Annotated in this window: 24 protein-coding genes; 12 read left to right on the forward strand and 12 right to left on the reverse strand. The window is 68.9% G+C overall.

Annotated elements, in window-relative coordinates:
• Window positions 1-50: 50 nt before the first annotated feature.
• From TAE01_RS18465 to nagB, 6 genes are read left to right on the forward strand one after another with little or no spacing between them, the layout of a single operon-like run.
• Window positions 51-932: a carbohydrate ABC transporter permease gene (locus TAE01_RS18465; protein WP_147068285.1), complete on the forward strand. Its 882-nt coding sequence runs from the start codon at window positions 51-53 to the stop codon at window positions 930-932.
• Window positions 929-1852, forward strand: coding sequence for a carbohydrate ABC transporter permease (locus TAE01_RS18470; protein ID WP_147068286.1), 924 nt, complete (start codon window positions 929-931; stop codon window positions 1850-1852). The genes TAE01_RS18465 and TAE01_RS18470 overlap by 4 nt, the downstream gene beginning before the upstream one ends.
• Before the next feature lie 8 nt (window positions 1853-1860).
• Window positions 1861-2577 carry a GntR family transcriptional regulator gene (locus TAE01_RS18475; RefSeq protein ID WP_186815282.1) on the forward strand — a complete coding sequence of 239 codons (717 nt, stop codon included), beginning with the start codon at window positions 1861-1863 and terminating at the stop codon, window positions 2575-2577.
• Entirely contained in the window at window positions 2574-3467 is an 894-nt protein-coding gene (locus tag TAE01_RS18480) for an ROK family protein (RefSeq protein ID WP_147068288.1), read from the forward strand. Before TAE01_RS18475 ends, TAE01_RS18480 begins: the two co-directional genes overlap by 4 nt.
• Complete coding sequence (locus TAE01_RS18485; protein WP_147068289.1) at window positions 3464-4168, forward strand: N-acetylmannosamine-6-phosphate 2-epimerase; 705 nt, start codon at window positions 3464-3466, stop codon at window positions 4166-4168. Before TAE01_RS18480 ends, TAE01_RS18485 begins: the two co-directional genes overlap by 4 nt.
• Window positions 4169-4210: 42 nt before the next feature.
• Window positions 4211-5110, forward strand: a complete 900-nt coding sequence (gene nagB / locus TAE01_RS18490; protein WP_147068290.1) for a glucosamine-6-phosphate deaminase — start codon at window positions 4211-4213, stop codon at window positions 5108-5110.
• A gap of 40 nt (window positions 5111-5150) precedes the next feature.
• Here the strand turns inward: nagB and TAE01_RS18495 are convergent, their stop codons facing one another.
• The 6 genes from TAE01_RS18495 to TAE01_RS18520 all read right to left on the reverse strand — a co-directional run bounded on the left by TAE01_RS18495 (window position 5151) and on the right by TAE01_RS18520 (window position 11666).
• Window positions 5151-6599 (reverse strand): putative type IV secretion/conjugal transfer ATPase, encoded by a 1449-nt coding sequence (locus tag TAE01_RS18495; RefSeq protein WP_246111453.1) that lies wholly within the window; start codon window positions 6597-6599, stop codon window positions 5151-5153.
• Window positions 6599-8044, reverse strand: coding sequence for an SCO6880 family protein (locus TAE01_RS18500; protein WP_147068291.1), 1446 nt, complete (start codon window positions 8042-8044; stop codon window positions 6599-6601). The genes TAE01_RS18495 and TAE01_RS18500 overlap by 1 nt, the downstream gene beginning before the upstream one ends.
• Window positions 8045-8047: 3 nt before the next feature.
• Window positions 8048-9388 (reverse strand): type IV secretion system protein, encoded by a 1341-nt coding sequence (locus tag TAE01_RS18505; RefSeq protein ID WP_147068292.1) that lies wholly within the window; start codon window positions 9386-9388, stop codon window positions 8048-8050.
• On the reverse strand, window positions 9385-10182 hold the full coding sequence (locus TAE01_RS18510) for a hypothetical protein (RefSeq protein ID WP_147068293.1): 798 nt from the start codon (window positions 10180-10182) through the stop codon (window positions 9385-9387). The genes TAE01_RS18505 and TAE01_RS18510 overlap by 4 nt, the downstream gene beginning before the upstream one ends.
• A 1-nt stretch (window position 10183) precedes the next feature.
• Complete coding sequence (locus tag TAE01_RS18515; protein ID WP_034770756.1) at window positions 10184-10465, reverse strand: DUF6112 family protein; 282 nt, start codon at window positions 10463-10465, stop codon at window positions 10184-10186.
• Window positions 10466-10586: 121 nt separating this feature from the next.
• Window positions 10587-11666, reverse strand: a complete 1080-nt coding sequence (locus tag TAE01_RS18520; protein WP_147068294.1) for a C40 family peptidase — start codon at window positions 11664-11666, stop codon at window positions 10587-10589.
• A 94-nt stretch (window positions 11667-11760) separates the two neighbouring features.
• Here TAE01_RS18520 and TAE01_RS18525 point away from each other — a divergent pair, with 94 nt between their 5' ends.
• A complete protein-coding gene (locus TAE01_RS18525; protein WP_147068295.1) occupies window positions 11761-12237 on the forward strand; it encodes a hypothetical protein in 477 nt (158 codons plus the stop codon).
• A gap of 370 nt (window positions 12238-12607) precedes the next feature.
• Here the strand turns inward: TAE01_RS18525 and TAE01_RS18535 are convergent, their stop codons facing one another.
• Window positions 12608-13018: a hypothetical protein gene (locus tag TAE01_RS18535; RefSeq protein ID WP_186815285.1), complete on the reverse strand. Its 411-nt coding sequence runs from the start codon at window positions 13016-13018 to the stop codon at window positions 12608-12610.
• Between the two features lie 463 nt (window positions 13019-13481).
• Here TAE01_RS18535 and TAE01_RS18540 point away from each other — a divergent pair, with 463 nt between their 5' ends.
• On the forward strand, window positions 13482-14153 hold the full coding sequence (locus tag TAE01_RS18540) for a phospholipase D-like domain-containing protein (protein WP_186815286.1): 672 nt from the start codon (window positions 13482-13484) through the stop codon (window positions 14151-14153).
• Window positions 14154-14182: 29 nt separating this feature from the next.
• The gene (locus tag TAE01_RS18545; RefSeq protein WP_147068299.1) at window positions 14183-14653 is read left to right on the forward strand and encodes an NUDIX hydrolase; all 471 of its coding nucleotides are present in this window, start codon (window positions 14183-14185) and stop codon (window positions 14651-14653) included.
• On the opposite strand, the gene TAE01_RS18550 is transcribed toward TAE01_RS18545, so the two are convergent.
• Complete coding sequence (locus tag TAE01_RS18550) at window positions 14603-15292, reverse strand: HD domain-containing protein (protein WP_186815287.1); 690 nt, start codon at window positions 15290-15292, stop codon at window positions 14603-14605. The genes TAE01_RS18545 and TAE01_RS18550 overlap by 51 nt on opposite strands.
• A gap of 954 nt (window positions 15293-16246) precedes the next feature.
• Between TAE01_RS18550 and mobF the strand changes: the two genes are divergently transcribed.
• Window positions 16247-19198 carry a MobF family relaxase gene (gene mobF, locus TAE01_RS18555; RefSeq protein ID WP_425581113.1) on the forward strand — a complete coding sequence of 984 codons (2952 nt, stop codon included), beginning with the start codon at window positions 16247-16249 and terminating at the stop codon, window positions 19196-19198.
• 453 nt (window positions 19199-19651) lie between these two features.
• Here the strand turns inward: mobF and TAE01_RS18560 are convergent, their stop codons facing one another.
• The 4 genes from TAE01_RS18560 to TAE01_RS18575 form a co-directional block, all read right to left on the reverse strand.
• Window positions 19652-20407, reverse strand: a complete 756-nt coding sequence (locus TAE01_RS18560) for a hypothetical protein (RefSeq protein WP_147068301.1) — start codon at window positions 20405-20407, stop codon at window positions 19652-19654.
• A gap of 459 nt (window positions 20408-20866) precedes the next feature.
• Entirely contained in the window at window positions 20867-21421 is a 555-nt protein-coding gene (locus TAE01_RS18565; protein WP_147068302.1) for a GNAT family N-acetyltransferase, read from the reverse strand.
• Window positions 21422-21559: 138 nt separating this feature from the next.
• Complete coding sequence (locus tag TAE01_RS18570) at window positions 21560-22726, reverse strand: hypothetical protein (RefSeq protein ID WP_147068303.1); 1167 nt, start codon at window positions 22724-22726, stop codon at window positions 21560-21562.
• 152 nt (window positions 22727-22878) lie between these two features.
• Entirely contained in the window at window positions 22879-23370 is a 492-nt protein-coding gene (locus tag TAE01_RS18575) for an acetyltransferase (RefSeq protein ID WP_246111455.1), read from the reverse strand.
• A gap of 383 nt (window positions 23371-23753) precedes the next feature.
• On the opposite strand from TAE01_RS18575, the gene TAE01_RS18580 reads away from it, so the two are divergent.
• Window positions 23754-24140: a hypothetical protein gene (locus tag TAE01_RS18580; protein WP_147068305.1), complete on the forward strand. Its 387-nt coding sequence runs from the start codon at window positions 23754-23756 to the stop codon at window positions 24138-24140.
• A 1-nt stretch (window position 24141) separates the two neighbouring features.
• Window positions 24142-24441: a hypothetical protein gene (locus TAE01_RS18585; RefSeq protein ID WP_147068306.1), complete on the forward strand. Its 300-nt coding sequence runs from the start codon at window positions 24142-24144 to the stop codon at window positions 24439-24441.
• Window positions 24442-24599 lie beyond the last annotated feature (158 nt).

Genomic DNA, 24599 nt, shown 5'->3' on the forward strand with positions numbered 1-24599 from the left:
CGACCCCGGGGCCTCTGACCCACGACATACCAACCCGAAGGAGACAGTCCATGGCTGCCACCACGGCTTCTCGCGGAGCCGCCGCGAAGTGGGTGCTGGGGTCCCCGCTCATCCTCTTCGCCGCGATCTTCGTGGCCTACCCGGTGTACCAGGGCATCCAGACCGGGTTCTTCGGCCTCTCGCTGCAGAACCCGGAGGTTCCCTTCACCGGACTGAGCAACTTCACGACGGTGCTGACCGACCCCGGATTCCTCGCGGCGGCACGGTTCACCATCCTCTTCGCGCTGGCGGTGACCGCGCTGGAGACTGTGCTCGGCTTCGGGCTGGCCCTGCTCATGAACCGCCAGTTCCCCGGCAAGCGGGTGTTCTTCACCATGCTGCTGGTGCCGATCATGATCGCGCCCGCGCTCATGGGGGTCATGTTCCGGCTGCTGCTCAACGGCGACATCGGCCTCGTGCCGGCCCTGCTGCACGGGGTCGGCATCGACATCTCGCTCTTCGCCCCCGACACGGTCGTCCCGCTGCTGGTCCTGCTCGACGTCCTGCAGTGGACGCCCTTCACCTTCCTGATCATCTACGCCGGGCTGCAGTCCTTCCCGACCGACGTCCTAGAGGCGGCGCAGATCGACGGCGCCGGCTGGTGGCGCACCCTCGGCTCGGTCGTCCTGCCGATCATGCGCCCGATCATCTTCGCCGCCGTGTTCCTGCGCCTCATCGACGCGATCCGCACCTTCGACGTCATCTACGTCCTCACCGCTGGCGGCCCCGGCACGAAGACCACCACCATGAGCATCTACATCTACAAGACGGCCTTCGAGTCAGGACAGTTCGGCATGGCCGCGGCAGCATCGACCATCGTCATGATCGCCTTGGTTCCGTTCGTCCCGCTGCTCGTCAAGCGCATCGTCCACCCGGGGAGGGGCGCCGCATGAGCAGCACCGCCAACATCAGCACCCGCACGCCAGACCAACTGGGAGCCTCGCGCGCCAAGGCCGCCGACAACAGCACCGGAAAGACACCCGGCCCCCACCGCTCGAAGCACCGCCGTCTCTGGTGGACGACCCTCGCGGTCGGCGTCGTAGCCGTCATCGTCAACGTCCCCTGGTTCAACGCCCTGATCGTGAGCTTCAAGTCCGACGGCGACATCTCCCGCGGGGCGCTGGCCCTCGGGCACCCGACGACCGACCACTACGCCAACTCCCTCGGGGCCGCCGGGTACGACTTCCCGCGCTTCTTCCTCAACTCCGGCATGATCGCGCTCGGCGCCGTCGCGCTCGTCCTGCTCATCGCAGTCCCGAGCACCTACGCGGCCATCCGACTCGGGTTCGGCGGCCGGTTCATCATGAACGCCTCCAGCGCCCTGCGCCTGCTGCCGGCGATCTTCTTCGCGGTGCCGTACTTCCTGCTCATGTCGAACCTGGGGCTGCTCGACACGGTGCCGGGCCTGATCCTGGCCAACACGTTCCTCAACCTCCCGCTGGCGATCATCCTGCTGGGAGCCGGGTTCCGCGACGTGCCCATCGAGCTGGAGGAAGCCGCTCAGGTCGACGGGGCCAGCACATACCGCATCCTGTACTCCGTGCTGCTGCCGATCCTCGCGCCGACACTGGTCGCCGTCTCGGTCCTGGTGTTCATCTTCTCCTGGAACGACTACCTCTTCGCCCTCGTCCTGTCCTCCTCGAACGCGACCCCGATCACGCTTGGGGCCGCGAACTTCGTGACCAGCACCGGCATCCGCTGGGGCGACATCTCGGCCGCCACGGTCCTGTCCACCCTGCCGCCGGTCCTCTTCGCCGTCTTCGCGCAGCGGTTCCTGGTCAGCGGCCTCTCCGCTGGGGCGGTGAAGGGATGACCATGTCCATGGACACAGACACCTCGCGCCCGAAGTACGAGCTCGTCGCCGACGCCATCGACCGGCGCGCCGGCGAGCTCAACCCGCACGACGCCCTGCCCTCCGAACGCGAGCTGATGCAACAGCTCAACGTGAGCCGGATGACCGTCCGGCGCGCCATCGAGCAGCTGGTGCGCCGAGGGCTCGTCTACCAGGTCCACGGCTCCGGCACCTTCGTCGCGGACCCCGCCGTGGTCACCAAGACCCTGCACCTGACCAGCTTCACCGAAGACATGGTCCAGCGCGGCCTGACGCCGACGACCACCGTGCTGAGCTCCGCCACGACCCAGGCCACCGCCGAGGTCGCCCGACGGCTCGGGATCCAGCCCGGGGACGAGGTCTTCTGCCTCGAGCGGCTACGGCTCGCGGACGGTAGCCCGATGGCACTCGAGCGCGTGCACCTGCCCCCGCTCGGGATCGACTTCGCCACCATCGACCCGGCCACCTCCCTTTACGCCCAGATGGAAGCCCGCGGCTGGACGGTGGAACGCGCCGCGCAGACCATCGAGGCCGTGAACCTCGACCACACCCAGGCCCGCGCCCTGGACCAGGCCGTCGGCGCAGCCGCGCTACGCGTCACCCGCGTCAGCTTCAACGACGCCGGCCAACCCGTCGAGCACGCCATGACCATCTACCGGGGCGACCGATACGGCTACGACCTGGTCATCAGTAGGCACGCCGGATGATCCTCGTCGCCGACATCGGCGGAACGAAGATCGCCGCCGCCCGCGCCGACCCCGACGGCGTGCTCTGCTCAAACATCCTCGAGGCGCCCACACCCTCGAAAGCCGGCGCTGCCACCGTCGTGGCCACCACGATCGAGCTGCTTCAACGGCTGAGAACCGGACACGACACCGCCGTCGCAGTCGCGACGGCCGGCGTGGTCGACACCAAGACCGGCAGCATCCTGACCGCCACGAGCAGCATCACCGGCTGGGGCGGAACCCCGCTCGCCACGCTGGTAGGTGAAACCCTCACCCTGCCGACCTGGGTGCTCGGCGACGGCAACGCCTTCGGCCTGGGCCTGGCGGCCGAGTACGGCGTCAACAGCCTGGTGGCCCTCATCGCCGGCACCGGCATCGGCGGCAGTCTCATTGTCGACGGCGCCCCACTGACGGGCGCACACCACGCCGGCGGCCACTTCGGCCACATCGTCTCCCCGCAGGCCAGCGGACTGCCCTGCCCGTGCGGAAGCACCGGCCACCTCGAGGCCGTCGCCTCCGGACACGGCATCCTCGCCTGGTACCACGCGAACGGCGGCGACCCGGAAGTCGCGAGCACGCTCGAGCTGACGACGCGGACCGGGGACGACCTGGCTCGTGCGGCCCTGCAGACCGGGGGCGCCGCCCTCGGCGCCGGCGCCGCAGCCCTGGTCAACGCCCTCGATCCACGCCTCGTGGTTGTCTGCGGCAGCGTCGCCAAGGCGGGCGGCGTCTGGGAGGCGGCACTGCGCGCAACCTATGCCGCAACCCTTATGCCGGCTCTGAGCCAGACCCCGATCGCCATCACCGCGTCCGGTCCCGACACCGCGCTGCGCGGAGCAGCCCACTACGCACTCAGGAGGATGAACGCATGACCGCCCACAGGCAACGAGATGTGCTCGCGGAAGTGGAAGGACAGCTCGTCGTCTCCTGCCAGGCCTACCCCGGAGAGCCGATGCGCGCGCCTGCCATCATGGCCGCGGTCGCGCTCGCCGTCGTCCAAGGTGGGGCCCGGGCGGTGCGCGCCCAAGGCATCGAGGACCTGCGTGCCATGCGCCCTCTCATCGACGTCCCCCTGATTGGGCTCGTCAAGCGTGGCAGCGACGGCGTCTTCATCACCCCGACCGTCCAGGACGCCGTCGACTGTGTCGCCGCGGGCGCCGACATGGTCGCCCTCGACGGCACATTGCGGGACCGCCCAGACGGCCGACCACTGCGCGAGAGCATCGAGGCGATCCACCGGGCGGGGGCGCTCGTCATGGCCGACTGCGGCGGCCTCCGCGACGCGGAGTACAGCGTCGCGGCCGGCGCTGACTGCGTCGGAACAACACTGGCGGGCTACACCGGCGAGCGGCCGGTGACCCTCGGACCGGACCTCGAGCTCCTCGAGCAGCTCGTCAGCTCGGTGGACATCCCGGTGATCGCCGAGGGGCGGGTGCGTAACCCAGAGGATGCAGCCGCCTGCCTCGCCGCCGGCGCCCATGCCGTCGTGGTGGGAACTGCCATCACGCACCCCACACGGATCACCAAGGCATTCGTCGAACGGCTCCGCGCCACGACGGCCGACCGGGTTTGACCCCTATCCCCACCGCGATACCCCCTGAAAGGCAGGAAGCCCGTGGACGTCGGCATCGCCGAGTCAGCAGCACAGGCGGCCTCCATCGCAGCCGACCTGATCCAGCGCGCCGTCCGCGCAAAGCCCGAGCTCGTGCTGGGTCTGGCCACCGGGTCCAGCCCCGTCGGCATCTACGACGAACTCGCCCGGCGCGTCAACGATGGCAGGATCTCGCTGGCCGCGGCGTCGGCGTTCATGCTGGACGAGTACGTCGGCCTGTCTCCTGACCATCCTCAGGCCTACCGCTCCGTAATCGACGACATCTTCACCCGAAAGGTCGACATCGACCCCGCCCGAGTCCACGGGCCCGACGGGACCGCGAAGGACGTCGAGGCAGCCTGCATCGAATACGAGCAGGCCATTCGCGCCGCCGGAGGCACCGACGTACAGATTCTCGGCATCGGAACCGACGGGCACATCGCCTTCAACGAGCCGACCTCCTCTCTGGCCTCCCGGACCCGCATCAAGACCCTCACCAAACAGACGCGGATCGACAACTCTCGCTTCTTCGGCGGTGATCTCGACGCCGTTCCAAGCCACTGCTTGACGCAAGGGATAGGCACCATCGTCGAAGCCCGCAAGATCATCTTGATCGCTGCAGGACGCGGTAAGGCAGAAGCGATCCGGCAGACCGTCGAGGGGCCGGTCAGCGCCAGGTGGCCGGCCACCGCGCTACAGCATCACCCAGATGTCACCGTGCTTCTCGACCCGGCTGCTGCCTGTCGGCTCGACCTCGCGGACTACTACCGGGAGGTTTGGGCGAATAAGCCCGCATGGCAACTCCCCTTAGGACGTCCGAGCGCTCGCGCAGAGCCGACGACGCGGGCCGATGTGACCGGGACATGTACCGACACCGCAGGCATGCCGCCCACGCTGCATCATCGGGGAGTCGATTCGACCTAAACGAGATGCGAATCGGTAGGCAGCTGGCGCGGCGCCTCGATCAGCGAGGTAGGTACATGCGGGTGTTGGTGTCGAAGAGCGACAGCTCACCGTCCGTTGCCACGTGCCTGACGACGAACGCGCGCTGACCAACCCGCCAGAGTCCCTCGCCTCGCTGCAGGTCCGGCAATTGCGCCCGCTCGGCGCTCGAGAGACCGAGCTCGACTGCGGTCTGGGGCGCCTCGCTGACCTCCTGTTGGTAGACGATCTTCGTCGAGCAGTCACCGAGCAGTCCTCGGGCCAGCGCCCGTGACTCTGAGCGGGCGTCGCCGACGGCGTCCAGGTCCGAGAGCCGGTGCACGATGAGGAGGTTGGCGATGCCGAGGCCGCGGGACAGCTTCCACTGCGACTGCATGCGCGCGAGTAGGGCCGGCTGTCGCATGAGGCGCCACGCCTCGTCGTAGATCACCCAGCGTTGACCTCCGTCGGGTGCCGAGAGGGCCGCTTCCATCCAGGCAGACGCGCAGGTCATCACCATGGCGATGAGCTGGTCCGAGCCCTGGATGTTCGAGAGGTCCAGCGTCACCATCGGCAGGGACGGGTCGAAGGTGATGGTCGACGGCCCGTCGAAGAGGCCGCTGAGGTCGCCGGCCACGAGCCGGCGAAGCGCGTGCGCGAGGTCGCGACCATCGCGTGCCAGGTCCGTGGCGGAGGCGCCAGGCAGCGAGGTGCGAGGCTCGAGCAGCAGATCCACCACCAGCGGCAGCGTCGGCTCGGTTGCCTCAGCCGCAGCGTCGGCCAGCGCGACATCGAGCGCTGTGTGCTCGACGGAGTGCAGTGCACGCCCGAGTGAGGACTGGGCTAAGGAGCCGACGAGGGCGCGGCGACGATTCGTGACCAGGGCACGCCACTGGGTGTCGGACAACGCGGCCCCGCGAGGTCCGGGATCTAGCGGGTTCAGGCGGTTCGTCGACCCGCCACCGAGCTGGATCGCCACCCCACCGACGGCCTCGGCGACCACGGACCATTCGCCTTTGGGGTCCCCGGGCACGTAGACGCGACGCCCGAAGGCGATCGACCGCGTGGCGAGTGACTTTGCGAGACAGGACTTTCCCTTGCCGACGACGCCGGCCAGGAGGCAGTTGGGGTTGGTGATAACCCCGTCGCGGTAGAGCACCCAGGGGTCGAAGCAGAATCCGCCACCGGACCACGCGTCCTGACCGACGTAGACGCCCTCGCTGCCCAGGCCGCCCTCGGCCAGGAACGGATAGGCACCTGCGACCATGTCAGACGTGGCTCGGTGCCCGGGCAGGCGAAACCGCCGGTAGGAGCGGCCGGCCGCGGGCCCGCTCTCCCCCTCGGCCGGCAGGAAGGCCTTCGGCTCGGAGTCCTGGGCGCTCGACGCTGTCGCGAGCAACCCAGCACGGGCGGGCTTGGCATGCCGACCGCCATTTCGGCGCTTCGTGCCGTGCGGCACGTAGAAGGAAGCCGACTGCTGGGTGGCGCCCATCAGCTGACCTTTCGTGCCAAGGGTAGGGACGCCGACACGAACGCTCGGGCTTGCTGCCCGTAGAGGCGCCGCGTCTCGCAGCCGCACTGGATCGCCGCTCGGGCGATCTCGGCGACCGCCGCTTCGAGCTCATCGACTGACGGGGCGGTGACCGAGACCAGTCCGGTGAACTTCACGTCCGCGTGGCCCCTGATCAGGGCTCGCTCGCGCTCAATGACGTCGTCGCGTTCTGCGGCGTCGGACAGATCGGCGATGGCACCGATCTTCGCCTTCTGCGCCGCCTCCGTCGCGTACTCGACCTTGGCCTTGCGGATGTCGCGCATGGCGGCGTCGGCGGGAATCGGCTGGATCGTCAAGGAGATCGTCTTGCGGATGCCCGGTTGGAACACCAGAGAGTGCAGGAAGTAGGCCGGTGCGGCCACCCGCGGCCACTCGTTGATCCACAGCACCGCGGAATATGCGGTGTCGTGGCGGACGTGGTCCCACTCCTCGTCCATCGCGACGGGACCAGCATCGGCGAGCGACTGGTGGAGGTCGTCCCGTCCTTGGAAGCCAGGCTCGAACGACTCGCGCAGCGTGGCCGCGAGTTCTGGTTCGTTGAACCAGGTCGCAAGGGACAGGTCGGCAGCGCGGAGTCCCGCTTCGAGAGAAGTCATCTCCTGGCGCAGGAACGCGGCTGCGCCTCGGAGGCCGCGGCCTGCCTGCTTGATGTGAGCACGGGCGCCGCGGAGGTCCAGTGAGAGCGCGATGAGGGTCCGGTGTGTGGAGGCGGCCGGCGCCGCAGTGCGCATGAGTGACTCGTACTGCTGCACCGCCCACTGACCGGGCTGCTTCACGCCGTTGAGGTCCCACCAGCCGGTGATGCCGCGGCCGGCGTCGGGTAGCGACACTTCGAGGACCTGTAGGCGGCAGCCGGTCCCGGACGCGGCGAGGCTGGCCAGGGCACGTCCCCATCCGTGGACGCGTCGGGCCTGCTCGTCGTTCGAGAGCAGGACGTATGCCGGGTGGCGCACGAGCGCGACCGCCGTGAGTGTCTGGGCGTGGGGGTCATGCAGCATGGCGGTGCCGGTGTCCTCGTCGATGAGGAAGCGCAGGGCGGCTGCGTCCCCGGGCAGGGCGAGAGTTCCGCCCGGCCGCGGCGCCGACGGGCGGGCGCGGTACTTCGTCTGGCCGAGCATCTTGCGGACGGCGAAGTGCCCGGCCGTGGGCATCGCCTCGACGGCTGGGCGGCCGTGCCAGCGCACGAAGGCGAGCGCGATGAGGCTTCCCCACAGCGGAGCACTCAGCCCTGCACCAGTGGAGCTGCCGAGGAAGATTGATGGGACGAAGACGAGGACGGCGACGCACAGGCACAGGACCCGGGACGCAGAGAGCCCGAGAAGCAGTCCCCGGCGAGGAAGCCGCCCGAAGCGGACCGTCATGGGGTTGGTGGTGGTGTCGGTCATCGGTCAGCTCCTCGAGCTGTAGGCGGGTGGCTGCTTCATCGGGGACTTCTGCGCTGGTGCGCTCGCGCCGACTGATGTGCCCGGCGACGTCCCTGGCGGGTTGGTCGCCACATCACCGGCCTTCATGACCATCGACTTGCCGGCAAGGGCGAGCGAGCCGACGGCGGCAGCTGGAGCAGCCACCGAGGCGGCGGCTGCGGCGCCGCCTCCGCTGGCTGCTCCAGCCGGTCCAGCGGCGCCGCCGCCAAGGCCCGCGCCGGCGCCTGGCGCTGGCGGGCCGGGCGGCAGCGAGGGGGCGGGGCGCGGGGGAGGAGGCGGCATAGCTCCGCTGCTTCGGCCACCTCTGCCAGCGCCCGAGGAACCCATGGACGCCAGCGCCCGACCTTGGGCCTGGATGGCGCTCACCTTCTGAGGGGCGCTGACGAGGGTCTGGGCGCCGGCCGACGCCTGCCGCGCCGTCGCATGGGCGGAATGCAGGGTGTCGCCGGCGAAGTGGAACATGCGAATCGCGACCCAAGGCGCCAAGCCGCCGAGGAGCAGGATGAGTGAACCGCCCGCGAGCTGGGTGACCGTCTGTCCGAGGCCCGCACCGGACTGCCCAGCGCCGTCGAGGACGGCCACGCCGATCGTCAGCATGATGACGAGGAGCAGCTTGGAGACGATCATCGCGGCCACGAGCTCGATCCACCGACGGACCCACGCCCGGGTGAAGTCGGCCGTGGCGCCGGCGAAGGCCAGTGGTGCGAGCACGGCAGCCACGATGAGCATGAGCTTGCGGATCATCATGGCTGCCCACACCACGACGGCGGCGACGATGATGACGACAGCCAGCAAGATGACGACCGCCGGGTTCTGCATCTGGGCCAGGCCGACGAAGGACAGCTTGCTGCCGAGGCCTCCGATCTGGGTGTCCATGGAGAACCGGACGACCCCGTCACTGAGGGCGTCCACGGCGCCGAGGAGCACGCGGGTCGTGGCCAGTGCTAGGGCTGAGCCGACGAAGCTGATGAGGAGGCCGCTGACCGCTCGCCCCAGAGCGACCGGATGTCCGCGCAGGGCACCCCCGGTGACCTGGATGACGAAGAGGCCGAGGCAGAGGGTGGCGGCGATGGCGCCGGTGATGGTCATCTCCCGCAGCAAGGCTGCGGACCGGAGGTCCAGGGTGGTGGCGGAGCCGATCTGCTGCCAGAGCCATGTGGTGGCGTTCTGTGCTGCGAGCCCGAAGTAGCCGGCGATGGTGGAGAACGCGCCGTCGACGACGTTGGAGGCGGCACCGGCGGCGCCTGTGGCCGCTTGGGCGACGAGACACATCGGGTTGGCAGCCATGATGCCGTCGCAGCTCATGATGCACTCACCGGCAGGGATGAGTAGGTCACGGCTGTCACAAAGCCCCACGCGGAGCGACTGGGAGGGCCTTCGAGGTTGAGCGCCATAGCGACGGACGATGTGGTGGTGGCAGGCCGACCGGCCTTGAGGTAGTGGAGGGTGACCGTGGCGGACACCTCCCTGCCGGTGACGCCGGGGTCACCGATGCGGCCGCTGGAAACAGCAGTGCTCCAGGCCATCGGCTCTTCGACATGCTCGATGTGGACGCTGGTGTAGGCGTCCTGAAGCGCAAGGGCGTCCCACTCTTTCGCCCCGGGGACGGCCGGTGTCTGCCCGGCCGCCTCGGTGACGGAGTAGACCGCCAGGCGGCTGCGGAGCTCCTTGGGGACCATCCCGACGACGAGTGGCTCGGACGTCTGGGCGGACTCGGCCTGCACCCACGCGAGGTGCTCGGCGCGTGGCCGGCGGTAGTCCTGCACGAGGAGCCGACGGACGAACTCGGCGGCATACAGGTCCGGTTGCTGAGTGACCTCCCCGGCGATCCGTGCTTCTCTCGTCGGCGGCGACACCCAGCTCACCGCGCGCAGCCGCTCGATGTCAGCGGCAACCGGGTCCGCCTCTCGCGCAGTGGTTCCCGGTTGTGCCGTAGGAGAGTTCAGTTGCATCCCTGCCGAGTCGGTTGTCGCCGGGCGGCGCGCGGCCTGTGACGCCGGTCCCTGTCGTCGGGACAGAACCACCCCGACGACGCTGGCCGTGAGCAGCAGCGCGATGACGGCTACGACCACGAACGGGCGGAGGGCTCTCCACCTCATGTCACTGGACCGCAGAGCCGGCGGCGCTGAAGAAGGTGACGAGGGTGTTCGCTGCGCCGATGAGCATGGCGGCTCCCGCGGAGACGAGGACTCCGGTCTTGCCACGGCCGGCGATGTGAGGGTTGGACGAGTGGGAGCCGATCGCCCAGGCGATCGCCGAGATGGCGATGCCGGCGACGGCGGCGATGAGCCCGAAGGTCAGGAGGGCGCCGACGATCTTCTCGATCGCGGCGATGCCCGGTAGGCCGTTCTGGTTCGGCGTGACGTCGACTGAGGGAATCATCCAGGTCTTCATCGGTGTGCCTTTCGCAGCTTGCGAGGACTGGTTCCGCGCATGGCTGCGATAGCGAGCAAGCAGGGGCACTATGCGTCCAAGACCACTAACCGGAGGCAGGAAGGCGTCGTCAAGAGATGTGACGCAGGCCCGAAAGACCTTTGGAGACAAAGGACTGGTACGAGACGACGCGTATGACGTCTCCGGTCCGAGGTGCGTTGACGACCAAGCCGTGGCCGATGTACATGCCGACGTGGCCGGGGGAGGCGAGCGTCCCTTCGGAGCCGGGGATCATCACGAGATCACCGGGCGCGAGGGCTGTCTGCGTCGTGGGTGCGCCGTCGAGCAGCTGCTCTGTGACTACGCGGCCGATCGAGACGCCGGCACGGCGCCACGCCTGCTGGGTCAGCCCGGAGCAGTCGAACGAGCCCGGTCCGTTGCCGCCCCACAGGTACGGCTTCCCGAGCTGGGCCAGGGCGAACGCCACAGCGGCCCGGCCCGCTGGGCTCGTGGTCGTTGGAAGCGTGAAGGTGGGCGGGAGTCCGTGGGCACCTGGTGCAGCGGGGGCGAGCGTGTCTGCGGGAGCGCCGCCACAGCCCACAGGGGAGCTGCCACCTTCGACGACGCTGAGGATCGCGGAAGCTCGGCCGGCCTGTCGCAGGTAGTTCTCGCCCACTGCACGGGAGCCGCCGTTGGCTGCGCTGGGCAACCCGGTGAAGGCTGACCCTTGGACGGTCTGGGCGGCATACCAAGGTGTCATCGACTGCCAGCCGTTCACTCGAAGGAGGGCATCCACGAAGAGCTGGGTCGACTCGGTCGGGTCCATGCGCTTGGACGCACTGCCCCAGCCGGGGCGCTGTTGGAACAGGCCCAGCGAGTCGTGGTCGTGGCCGACGCCCTGGCTTGGGAACGCGGCCCCGACGGGGTCATTCGGGTTCGAGAGGACGCGGAGGTCGGACTCCGTCAGCGCCACCATGAGCGCGATGTAGGCGCCGGCCCTGCCGGTGCGTTGCTCTGCTGTGGCCACGATGATGCGGGCGTTCTCCGCCTGAGCCGCGGACAGCCCCTGGACCGGCCCGCTGGAGACGCACGCTGGGGGCCGCGATGGAAGCGCCCCGCTCTGGCCGGCGGCAACCGTGACGAGACCGAGTCCGCCGAGCGCCGCCAGTCCACTCACGGACAGGCCGGCAACGACATGGGTGAGCGACATGGTGCGCGAACCGTGCTTTCGGGGCACTACTCGGCACGCGTCGCCCGATGGTGCCCCTGCGCACGGGCTTGTCCTCGCCGAGGAGGTATGCCGCATGCTGCGCTTGAAGAAGCCCCGGCAGGAACCCGACGTGAGCGAGATCCACGAGGACGCGAGACATCTCGCATTGGAGGCCGCAGGCCTGGTTCCGTCGCCCGTCGTCGACGTCATGCGACGGGGCATCGTCCTGGAGACGGGCGAACGCGCCTGGCGCGAAGTGGGCGTCGAGTTGCGGCATCGTGTCGAGGGAGAGTGGTGTGCGGCCATGCCCGCGACGGGTCTTGTGACTGACAGGCGGGTGCTCCTCAGGACGTCAGCCGGGAACTGCATCTCGCTGTGGTGGGGGACCCTGGTGCGCTTCGAACCAGCGCTGTCGAGGGGCTACGTCATCTTCGACTACGGCGACGGGGTGCCCCGGCTGCTGTCAGGGGGACAGGTTCCGGTGGTGGCGGTAGCTGGAGTCATGGCGCTCTATGGCGTCGCCGGATTGACAGAACACCCGGCCCTGGAGCGGCTGCGAGCCGGCTCATGACTGCGCAGGGTCTGCAGCTGACGACGCGCGTACTGGCGCTGCCTGCTGGTGAGGTCGGCCGACACCGCATACAGCCGAAGGAGACCCGGCCACCCCGAGGGGGAGCCAGCCAGGAGCCGGTGGACCGCGCGTCGCTGAGCTGCCGTGAAGCCGAGCTGCTCGAGCATCCGCTTGGTGCACGCCCGCGAGTTTCCGCCTGCCCGCTTCGTTGTGATCGTGGTGAGGGGGTCTGCGGCGCCTCGCCGTCGGGCTTCCTCTATCCGCGAGATGAAGAGATCGAACACGGGGCTGAGCTTGACGTCGTCGAGCTCTTCCTGCGTGACGTGGAGCTGCTCGGCCGTCCAGTCGCTGAAGGTGGAGCGCAGCATGATCAAGCCACCTCGCTTCGGTCGAGGTCGGCAAAGACGACCGGCTCGCCGGGACGCACGTGGGTCATCCCGTGAAGGGCGTCGGACTGCGCAGCTCGCGCCGAGCCAAAGGCGCCCTTGGTCGCGACACCGCGGAGCATGATGAAGAGCTGCTGCGGCGCCATCGCTCTGGCTTGGGACTCGTGCGTCCTCAGCCAGTCCATGGCTGCGATCAGCTCGTCGGTGGCGTGGTCTGCCGTCACGGGCACCGGCGCGCTCGACCCCATCGGCACGACCAGGCACAGCCCCTTGGTGCACACCGTCTCCCTGACCGTGATCCAGAGCTCGTCCCGCTCGGGGGAAGGTTGGCTGAGGGTCTCGCACCGCACCAGGGCGTCCACGAGTGCTGTTGCTTTCAGATCCTGACCGGTCATCGCCTGCTCCTCGGTGAGATCGGCGAAGCCATGGCGGCTCCGCGCCCAATACCATTTGTCCCGCTTTGCGGCAGACCTCGCCGCTTGGAAGTGCCTCGGCTGTGGACAACCGGGGGGCCTGAAGGAGTTGTCCACAGGGGCGCGGTCCGGGTCTTGTGCTCGCGCCGAAAGGCCGGACGATTCGGGGATGCGCCCGCAGCCGCGCATGTCTGCGCCCGGGACGTCGCCGTGACGCCGAGTTCAGGCGTCGTGGGGAATCTCTGCCGGTCTGGCTTGGGGTGCGTGTTCATGCCCTTCACTCGACCAGCCGGCGCAGGGACGCCAACACCATGCGGTGGGGACGTCTGCGGACGTCCTCGGCACGACGGAGACGTCCCGAATCGTCCAAGGAGGAGTCATGTCCAATGAGCGCCTACGGGCCGCAATCGCGGGAGCCGGCCTCACGACGCAGACATTCAGCGAGATGGTCGCCGTCGACCCCAAGACGGTCGAGCGATGGATCTCGGCAGACCGCCTGCCACACCGCTCCCACCGGATCCGCGCCTCCGAGATCCTCCGCAAGAGCGATGGCTTCCTCTGGCCCGCAACCCATTCCGACCGGGCGAGCACTTCCTCGACGCAGGCGGAGCTCGTTCACGTCTATCCCAGCCGAAGTGCCATCGAGCCCCCGACCTGGCTCCAGCTGGTCGCGCAGGCCAAGGAGCGCATCGACGTCCTCGCCTACGCTGCCAGCTTCCTGCACGACAGCATCCCGGAGTTCATGACCAGGCTGGCCGAGAGGTCACGCCAAGGGGTGCAGGTGAGGCTCCTCTTCGGCGACCCCAACGGTCAGGCCGTCGACGTGCGAGGTCAGGAGGAAGGCATCGGTGAGCTCATGGCCGCGCGATGCAAGCTCACCTGGGTCTACGTGACGCCCCTGCTGGCCGCCCACCCGATCGAGGCGCGACGACACAACACGACCCTCTATGCCTCACTCTTCAGGTTCGACGACACGCTCCTGGCCAATGGACATACTTACGGAAGCAGCGCCTCGCAGTCTCCCGTCCTCCACCTCTGTCGCATCCCAGGAGGGCGGTTGTTCACGCACTACCTCGATTCGTTCGAGCGAGTGTGGGCATCGTCAGCACCGTCATGAATCCGCCCCCGTAGATAGGCTCGTTGAGCATGGGACGCATTGACTACATCGACGACCCAGCGGCACCCGCCATCAACAGCGTCGTGCCTTCGGTCGTGGCGATCGTCCAGCGCGAGGACGGCCGCGTCCTCATGATCCACAAGACCGACAACGACAAATGGGCGTTGCCAGGCGGCGGCCACGAGCCTGGTGAGTCCATCTCCGAGACGGTCGAGCGAGAGGTCAAGGAAGAGACCGGCTACGACGTCACGGTCGAAGCCATAACCGGCGTCTACACCAACCCGCGGCACGTGATGGCATATGACGACGGCGAGGTCAGGCAGCAGTTCTCGATCGCGTTCAAGGCCCGGCTTGTCGGAGGCGATCGACGGACCAGCAGCGAGAGCAGCGAGGTCGAGTGGTTGACGAGCGCCGAGATCGACTCGCTTCCGATCCACCCCTCGATGCGCCTACGCCTCGAACACGCCCTCAGTGACAGAGAGCGGCCATTCATCGGTTAGGCGCAGTCGGCGGCGAGCTTGCTCCGCCCCGCCCAGCAGGACGGGGCGCGACACAGCAACAGCCCGGTGCACGGGGTCGTTGGTGGGATAACGCTCGAGCACTTCGGATAATCGTGCCGAGGGGGAGGTCGGCGATCCGCTAGGGCCGATCACGAGATCGAGAAGGTTGAGCTCCTCCAGGTCTGTCGGATTCGGGACGGGCAACGCCGCCAGCGCTCCACTTAGGCCGCGCTCTGCGGCCTCGTATGCCGCACCGGTGTGATGCGCAACCAGCGCGACGACGTTGGCTTGCACCGAGAGCCCCTGCAGATAGACGGCCCCGTCGAGCGGATGGAAGTTCGTGTCCGCGAGCTCAGGCGCGTAGCCGATGTCATGGAGCCAGGCAGCAGCGGCCACATCGTTCGAGACACGGCCCTGGGCCGCGAGGGCGTCCGCCAGGCGTCCCACCGCCTGCACGTGGGCCCAGCGGGATCCCATGTTGGCAAGGTGGCGGGCCGCCAGGTCGCTTGCTTCGTGGCTCTGCATCACCACCATCCTGCCCGACCCCTGACGTCTTCGATCCACCACGGCGAGGAGGCTCCAGAGGAGCGCTGCCTCGCGGGTCACCTCACGACCTTGGTCAGTCGTCAGCTTCAGCATCGATGTGACCACTGCTTGAAGGCGAGGTGGGGTGCCTGCTCGTCGTGTCGTCAGTGCGACGCAGCCCCCGGCGTAGCGTCGCCTCTTCGACGCCCAGCAGCAGAGCTGCTCGAGCCGCCCCCGAAGTGCGCACCAGGCTCCGCTGGGCCTCGAGCAGCTTGACGTCTGCTGCAGCGAGCCGACTCCGGACCGCGTCGCAGTTTCTTGCTGCAGCCTGGACCTTTCGCAGCGCGTTCGCCTCGGCGCGCTGAGCTTCGAGCAAGCGCTGCCTGGCTCCCTGATCTACCGGGTGTCGCATCAGTAGTCCTTCCTCCCGCGGTCCCTGTCCTCACATCACGCGATGAGGGGGTCACTGTCGGGGAGGGCGGGTCGGCGTGAGCAGGTGCGCTGGCAGCCATTGCTGGACGACAGCGGCGTCGGCTTCGATGACATAGGTGACCAGGGCCCACCACCCGCCATCACGGCGTGACCACTCGAGGACCAGTCCCGGGTGCGGTCCCCGCGACGACGCCGGACCAGTCACCCAGCAGTGCTGTCGGGCTGGCGGAGGCACCGGAATGGGGTGCTCATGCCCTCGTCCCGATCCACCAGCCATCTGCCTAGTGTCTCGCAACGTACGAACAAGTGTTCGATGCAAATGATTCGGAACCAGACAGACAAGAGCCGGCGCCCGCACAGGGGGAGCGGACGCCGGCCCCGGAAGCATATACGCACGACGACGCCGAACCGTCCACCTCTGGGCACCCGTTCGCGCAACCCTCCGCGCCGTCCAAGCTGCCATCACTGGTCTCACTCGTGCGGGCCCTCGACCTGTCCGTCGATCTCCGCCGACCACGTCCGCAGGCCGACCACCGACACCGCTCTCAGACGCCCATCCTTCGCTCCACACGTCTGGCACCAAGGTGGGCGCGGGGTCCCCGGGTGCCCCCTGCGCCGGGTTGGTTGTGGGTGACGATGTCGATCCGAAGGGTGACACTGGGCTCGGGCTACCGGTACCTGATGGCGTCGGTCGCCCGCGGCGACGCCGGCGCCTCCGCCGCGTCGCCGCTCACGGCGTACTACACCGAGCCCGGCACCCCACCCGGCCGTTTCTTTGGTGCCGGCCTGGCGGGCCTGAACGGTGGTCGGGGCGTCGAGGTGGGCTCGACGGTGAGCGAGGAGCACCTCTGGCGCATGCTCGGCATGCTGCAAGACCCGGTCACCGGCGACCCGCTGGGCCGGACCCCCGGAACCGAGCGCACGGCATACGTCGACGGGTTGAAGCGGCTGCGGAAGGCGCCGCAGACGGTCGCCGGGTTCGACCTGACGTTCAGTGCTCCGAAGTCGGTGTCGGTGGCGTGGGGTCTCGCGGACGAGCCGACCCGGCGGCGCATCCACGCGGCCCATGTGGCGGCGCTGGGGTTCGTTCTCGAGTACGCCGAACGGACGGTGTTCGCGACGCGCACCGGCCGTGGGGGAGTCGTCTCGGAGGACGTGCGCGGCGTGGTCGGGGCCGCGTTCGATCACTGGGATTCCCGCTCCGGGGACCCTCAGCTGCACACCCACGTCGTTGTGCTTAACCGGGTGCAGGCCGTTTCGGACGGGCGCTGGCGCACGCTCGACAGCAAGGCCCTCTTCCGCGCGGCGGTGGGGATGTCGGAGCTGTACAACGGCGTCCTCGCCGACCTCGTGACCGCCGATCTCGGCTACGGCTGGACACCGGAACAGCGCCGTCACTCCCCGGTGGAGAAGTGGGAGGTCGCCGGGGTGGGGGAGGCGCTGCGGGCGGAGTTCTCGCAGCGCAGCACGGAGATTGACGCCGCCAAGGACGTCATGGTCCAGGAGTTCGTGGCTGGGCACGGGCGGCAGCCGACACCGCGGGAGGTGCTGCAGCTGCGGCAGCGGGCGACGCTGGAGACGCGCCCGGCCAAAGAGCTGCACTCACTCGGCGACCTCGTCACGGGGTGGCGGTCGCGGGCCGCGACCTTCGTGGGAGACGAGCCGCAGGCGTGGGTCGCCGGCCTCGCCGGGCGCAACGACCTGCCGCTGCTCCATGCCGGCGACTTCGCCGAGGCGATGCTCGAGGACGCGGCCCGGGCCGCCCTCGATGTCGTCTCCGGGAAGCGGGCCACGTTCACGCGGGCGAACATCTTCGCCGAGGTGCTGCGCCAGATCCACGGCGTCCGGTTCGCCTCACCGGACGACCGGGTCGCGGTCACGGAGCGCGTCACTGCGCTCGGGCTCCAGCGTGCGGTCATGCTTACGCCGCCCGAGGTGGGTTACGTTCCGGCCGAGCTGCGGCGCCCGGATGGCACCTCCCGCTTCCGCCCCCGCGACTCCGAGGTCTACACGACCCAGGCGCTGCTCGATGCCGAGGAACGGCTGCTGGCGGCCGGCCGCGCAGTCGACGCTCCAACGGTCGAGGAGGCGAAGGCTGCCGCCGTCTGTGCTGCGAACCTGCCAGGTCGTGACCATCCCTTGTCGGCTGAGCAGGCCGCTGCCGTTCGCCGAATCGCGACGTCCGGTCGTGCGCTCGATGTGCTCGTCGGCCCGGCCGGTGCCGGCAAGTCCACCGCCATGGCCGGCGTCCGCGCCGTCTGGGAGTCACGCTTCGGGTCAGGCTCGGTGGTGGGTCTGGCCCCGTCCGCGGCGGCTGCGGAGGTGCTGTCGGACGCGGTCGGCGTGTCGACCGAGAACACGGCCAAGTGGCTCACCGAGGCGGCACGGCAACCAGCCCGAGTGGCCGAGCTGGAAGGGTTGAAGGCTGCGCTCGACCGTGCCAGCCCGTCCCTGCGGACGCGCGCCTTGATGCGCCGCGCCCGTGAGCTCTCTACCGAGATCGACCGGTGGGGCCTGCGGCGAGGGCAGCTCGTGATCGTCGACGAGGCGTCCATGGCCGGCACCTTCGAGCTCGACTCGCTGACGGCATACGCCCGCGCTGCCGGCGCGAAAGTGCTCCTCGTCGGGGACTGGGCCCAACTATCGCCCGTCGCCGCCGGCGGGGCGTTCAAGCTCCTCGCGACCGACCGCCAGGACGCGCCATCACTGCTGGATGTGCGCCGGTTCCGGCACGAATGGGAACGCGACGCCTCGCTCAAGCTACGGACCGGAGCGACGGGCGTCGCCGCGGAGTACGCGCGTCACGGCCGGGTGCGCGGCGGTGATCGCGAAGCGGTGCTCGACGAGCTTTTCGCCAACTGGAGCGACGACGTCGCGGCCGGCCGGCGGTCGCTGATGGTGGCCGCCGACACCGCCACCGTGGCCGACCTGAACCAGCGCGCCCGGGCCCAGCGAGTCGCCGCAGGGAAGGTCGCGGAGCGCGGCATCACAGCGGCTGACGGGTCGGTGATCGGCGTGGGGGACCTCATCGTGACCCGTCAGAACCAACGCGACCTAGGTTCTACGGGGTGGGTCAAGAACGGTGACCAGTGGATCGTCGTTACCGTCGACAGCCACGGGGGTGTCACGGTCCGGCGCGAGTCCGGTGGGGGAACGACCCGCCTGCCTGAGGCGTACGTCCGCGACCACGTCGAGCTCGGATACGCCACCACGGCCCATCGCGCTCAAGGCAGGACCGTGGACACGACGCACGCTTTCGTCACCACGACGACGATGCGCGAACCGCTCTACGTCATGGCCACCCGCGGCCGCGAAAGCAACGTCCTGTACGTCGACACGATGTACGACCCCGACGCGCCCACGGCGCACGAGCCACCCACCGCCATAGACCCGACCCTCGTCCTAGAGCAGGTGCTGACCCGTTCGAGTGCAGATCTCAGCTCAACGGAGATGCGCGAGCGGGAGCGGGACAACAGCGTCAACCCGGCACGGCTGGGGGCCGAGGGGGCTGCAGTTCTCGCCGCCCACCAGCTCAGACGGGCCAGCGTCAGCGCGTCAGCACGCGACTCAGGCATGCGCGAGCTGTAGGGCGAGTGACCGATTCTGCTTCAGCATCAGCCCGCCAAGTCCCCCCACTTTCGGTTTGTGCGCAACCTTACGAGGTCGCTGCCGTCGCGGAGTGACCTCAACGATGGCAGCGGCCGAATCCTCTGCCCAAAGGCCTCGCCGTCGTACAGCCGTCGTGCCTTCGCCGGACACAGGCCTTCCCCGCATAGCGCCGAGCTGATCGTCTACGGCACAGCGGGCGGGCCGCGCCGGCATGGCTCGTGCTGACGCATTTGCACGGTCGCGAGCACGTCCGCGTCTACGACGGCTCGTGGGCCGAGGGGCCGACGCCCTTGATGCCCGGTCGCGGTCGGTAGGGCTCAAGATCCGGCGGGTCCGGCCGGCCCGGTAGGAGAGGATGTTCCACCGGCGCTCCCAGCCACCCGGGTGCGTCGCACCCGGGTGCCCGGCGGCAAACCAATCATGCTGCCGACGTCACTTCAGGACGACGACCTTGTGCATCCCCATGATCGCGTGCGGCATCCCGGTCACGGAGTCGGCCACGAAGCACTGCAGCACGTAGGTGCCCGGCGGCATGTCGTAGCTCAGCGTCGCGCTGGAACCCGCCGACAGGACGTCCAGACCGAAGGTCGGACCGTTGAGCGCGAACGGCGGCGGGGCCATCACCCCGGAGTCGTAGTACGCCTGGATCTGCTTGTCGGTCGTCCCCTTCTTCACCGGCGAGAACTGCGCCACGTGGATCGAGTCACCGACGTTACGGAACGTCACGCTGCCCTCGGCGGGCAGGCGGCCCGGGCCGACGAACCGGTCCGCGGCGGTGAGCCAGATTGTCGGGTGCCAACCCGATCCGTCCTCCCGGGCTGAACTATCCGACCACGACCAGCCGTCGTCGTCGCTGTCGCGGACGACGAGCTTCGTCAGGGCCGGGTTGGGCGCTCCGGAGGGCCCCATGGGCCCGAAGAAGCTACCGAGGTCCATCAGGTAGTACGTGCCGGGATGCAGGTTCACCCGCACCGATGCCGGGTAGCCCTTCTGGACATCAGCCAGTCCGGTTGCTCGGACGTCGCGGTTGAGCTCCCTGGTCCCCTTCGCCGCGGTCTTCGGGTTCGGCGAGAACTCGTCCGCGAGGTCCGCCTTGAACGTGTTGACGGTGGCCTTCCCGAGGAGGCGGAACAGGCTGATCTGGCTCCCGCCGGGGCTGGCGTTCGTGGTGGACTCGTGGAAGAGCACGGGACCTTCCTCAACGCGCCAACGGCTCAGCTTCACATGGGAACCGTCTCCGGTGACCCAGACGCTGGTGACATGCCCGTGGTCACGGTCGTGGCCGCTGTCGTGGGCAGAGGCGCTACCGGCAGCGGCGACCGGGACGGCAGCGGCCAAGGTGAGCGCGGCGAGAGTTGAAACGAGTCGTCTCACGATTTCCCCCTAATGACGAAGACGGCCGCGGCCAACCCGAGGCCGCCTCCCAGCGTCATCTCGTCACCGCGCCAGCGGATCCACCGTTTGGCGTATGCCCGCCTCCACCGGTCCGCGCGCAGCCCCCTCCCGGCAGATCCGTCAGGCGCCGCCCATCGGTGCGGGGTCGCGACGGGGCGGCCTAACGCCATGCGGTGGCACGATGCGCGTTGCTCTGTTGGCTAACGGCACCGAGTCTCTTGTCAGCGGCATGTGAGTGCATGCGTTCCGGGGTCACAGCTTCGGCGGAATGACCGAGAAGACCAGTGCATCTGAGGACCGGTCCTCAACCGTGATGAAGTTCCGGAGGCGCCCCTCCTGCTGGAACCCCGCGCCGCGGAGCACGCGCTGTGAGCCCACGTTGTCCGGCTCCACCCATGCCTCCAGGCGCCGCAGGTTCAACGCGTTCAGCGCCCAGGGGAGGACGAGGCGGACGGCGGCCGTCGCCAGGCCCAAGCCACGTGCAGGCGGGATGATCCAGTACCCCAACCCGCCGACGTGCGGCTGCGGCCGGAGGGCCACCCACATAAGGCCGACGGCACGGCCGCTACCGACCTCGACAACCGCTTGAGACACCCCCTCGCCGTTCTCCGCGCGACTCCATTGCCGATGGATGAATGCAAGCCCCTCAGTGGTGGTGAATGTGGCGGGAACGGTCGTGCCTCGCGGGATGCGGGGATCGGTACCAGCGAGCCGGATGCACTCCACATCTCCTTCACGCCACCTCCTGAGGCAGATGCGCCCATCACTCAGCGGGGGATCCGGGTATCTCAGAGGGGCATCTGGCACGGCTCGATCCTGTCATCCCATTCAGGATGATCACCGAGCATCGGCATGTGGCGACTTCACTCTGCGCGGCATGAGCGTGCGCCGCTTCAGGACGGGGCCGGGTGGCTCAGCAGTGCGGGGCGTGGGCCTACTGCGGTGCTACCAGTCGCGGTGCGTGTTCACGGCGTGCAGGACGACTAGCGCGGCCTCCTCGGCGTCGACGGCGGTGTCGGCCGCGGCGTCGGTGACGAGGCGGTGCAGCGCCTCGAGGAGCTCGTCGCGTTCCTCGGTCATGAGCAGATGCGCGGGCCCGGCCACCTCATTGAACGCCTCGGCGAACTGCGCGCCGAGGGCGGTCAGCTGTTCGCGGCGCTCGGCTTCACCGATGTCGGCCTGAAGGGCCTCTCGAATGGGGCGCGTGCTGCCTTTCCAAGCGCTCAGGGCCCTCTTGTAAGTGCGGCTCGAGATGCCTTCTCGACCGTCCCAGGCACGCAGGGGGTTGTCGACGTTCTCCCGCACCCACTCCGGGGTCCGCGCCTTGCTGATCGACAGATAGACGCCCTTGCCTGCCTCCGGGGTCCACGCGCGTCGCACGGCACCGGCGTAGTCGACGGGGACGCAGTCCAGGGAGATGTACTCCATCTCGTTCAGCCGGGCAGGGTCGAGCACGTCGTGGCCGGTCATGCCGAACATCTCGTGGACGTCGATGCGTCGCATCCGCTGCAGCTGGTTCAGCTCCGAGGCGTTGAGCAGGCTTCCCATCTCGCCCCAGATGGTGAGCCGCGTCAAGTTCGGGAAGGACGAGGCGATGAGAGCGCAGTCGACCGACTGGATGGCGTAGATCGCCAAAGCGCGGATCTCAGGGGCGGTCGTCACCGGTGGGAGCTCTTGCCCGTCCTCGTACTGCCGGAAGCCTGGCTCGTCCTCAAGGTCCTCTCGCTCGCCCGCATCCCAGCGTCGCTGCCAGTGCAACTGAGTACCAACGTCCCAACCCATCGACCACGTGGCCGACTCCTCTGTCCTCACCAGCGGTGCAGGGCCGAGGTTCTTGTAGCTGCGAGGCAGCACCCACTCGCGGTGCGACTGCTCCAATGCGTTGCGGTACCCGTGGTGATTCAGGCGTAACGCGGAAAGGTGTCCCACGTCCGCGACGTTCTCAGGCTCCGGCCCGGACCAGCCCAGATCCAGCACGTCGGCCTCCTGGGACCGGTCGTTCACCGAGATGATCTGGGCCGCGGACCATTCGCCGAGCTCCGGGCAGAACGTCGCCACAACGTCACCGGGAGCGATGGGGCGGGGCGGGACCCGCGGTGTGCGTGAAGCCACGCCACATGCTACGAGCCCAACTACTTCGGTCACTCCCAACACGCGACCGAGCGGGCTCGATGTTGCCTCAGCAGACCGAGGCTCTACCAACGAGCGCTCATCGGCACGACCGCTCGGCGGCATCTCCGGACGTCGCTCGGGGCGCGGTTGGCCTAGGCCTGCGGGGCGCTGAGGGTGAGCCAGTGCTCGTCCACTTCGAAGCCCAAGGCGGCGTTCGCCGCGAGGATGCCGCGGTTCTCGTCTGAACCGCCGGTGCGAACCACCGTCACGCCGTCGCAGCTCAACGCCAGCAGCGAGGCCGCCTTGACCGCCGTCGCCAACCCGCTGCAGCGTCGGTGCTGCGCGACGACGGTGAAGTCCACCTCGGCGCGATTGCCATCGACGTCGACGAAGGTCATTGCTACCAGGTTCGCGTCGCTGTCGAAGACGCCGAAGCCGCGGCGACTCGCCGACGGGGCGGCCGAAGCTACGGTCATCGGCGAGTGAGCAGTCGCGACGCCGCCGGGATAGTCGCTGACCGTGTCAGCGTCCAAACTCAACGCCGCGGGCACATCGGCCGCCTCAAGTTCGCGGCAGGTGGTCTGCGGTGGCAGGGAGGCGAGGATCTCGGTCCACCGCGCCAGCTGCTGCGATGTCACCTCCACGCGGGCCGCCCAGGACCGCGCTATGACCGTCCAGCCTTCCTCGATCAGTGACGGGTATCGCTGGTCATCGTGGCGGAGGACCACAGAATCGGCTGGCACAGCGGGCAGCCTGACACATTCTCTGCGCTTCGCGGCATAGGCGTGCGTTCCATCGGTGCGAGTTAATTGCGGCGATACTGGCCCCGTGACGCCGACAGATGCCGAGCTCGAGCTGGCCCGACAGCGGTGGCTGCGCGACTTTGAGCTGCTGCTGGTGTACCGGGTCGACTCGCCCCACGAGGCGGCGGGTGTGGCTGATGCCTGGTCTGAGCAGGTCGCGGCGGTGGTGAACCCAAACGGCGCTTACAAGGTCATCCGCTCCCTGCTGGTCCCGGTGCGTCCCGGTGCGTCCCGGTGCCTTCGACGTGCGCACCCGTCAGCTGGGATCCCGGCGTGGATTTGCCGAGGCGTCCGTCAACCTGTCGGAGGTCGCCGGCGGCGTGTGCCGGCTGGCGCGCACGGGGGCCGTGGCGGACACCGTTACGGACTTCTTCATCGGGCCCGAGCCGTCGGATCCAGGTGAGGAGGACGGGCGCCTCTATGTGGCACTGACCTCACCGTTCTGGGCGTTCGATGCCGGTACCCGCACACAGGTCCTCGACGCGGCTGACGCGTTCGTCGCCGAGCGGCGCTTCGTCTTTGGTCAGGTCGGCGCCTCGTCCGGGGCACGAACCGGCGCTGCTGCGACGGCTGCCTGCGGCGCTTGGTCGGGTGCAGGCATGGCAGCGTGACGTGCAGATCGGTTACGACTGGGTGACCTACGTCCGCGCTGACCTGGCCGCGGCCGTGAAGCCGGCAAGGTTGCAGCAGGCAGCACAGCAGCTTCACTCGGTCCGGACCCTGTCGGATGGTGCTCTGAGGCTGCAGGCCACCGAGCGCGCCGAGGACTACGACACGCGGGCGGCGTGCGCGGTCTTTGATGCGCTGGTCGACGTGCGCCCGACGGGGTTCCCGATCCGCGTCCCATTCCGGGGTTCACGCCCCGCTGGGATTGGGCTGCTGTGCCACCGGGATCCAAAGGACTTCCGGTGAGGCGCAGCGGGAGCGACGAGGCCTCCCGGCATCTAGGGCCGCCGAGCCAGGCCGTGCCTGCGCGAGCAGCGCAAAGCCACTAGTTCGGCCGGCCCTGGCAGATCCGTTGGTGCTCTCGGCAACGTCCGCTTCTCGGCATAGAAAGGCGTTCTGCGCGG

The organism is Terrabacter aerolatus (assembly GCF_007991735.1).
GTDB classification, from domain to species: domain Bacteria; phylum Actinomycetota; class Actinomycetes; order Actinomycetales; family Dermatophilaceae; genus Terrabacter; species Terrabacter aerolatus.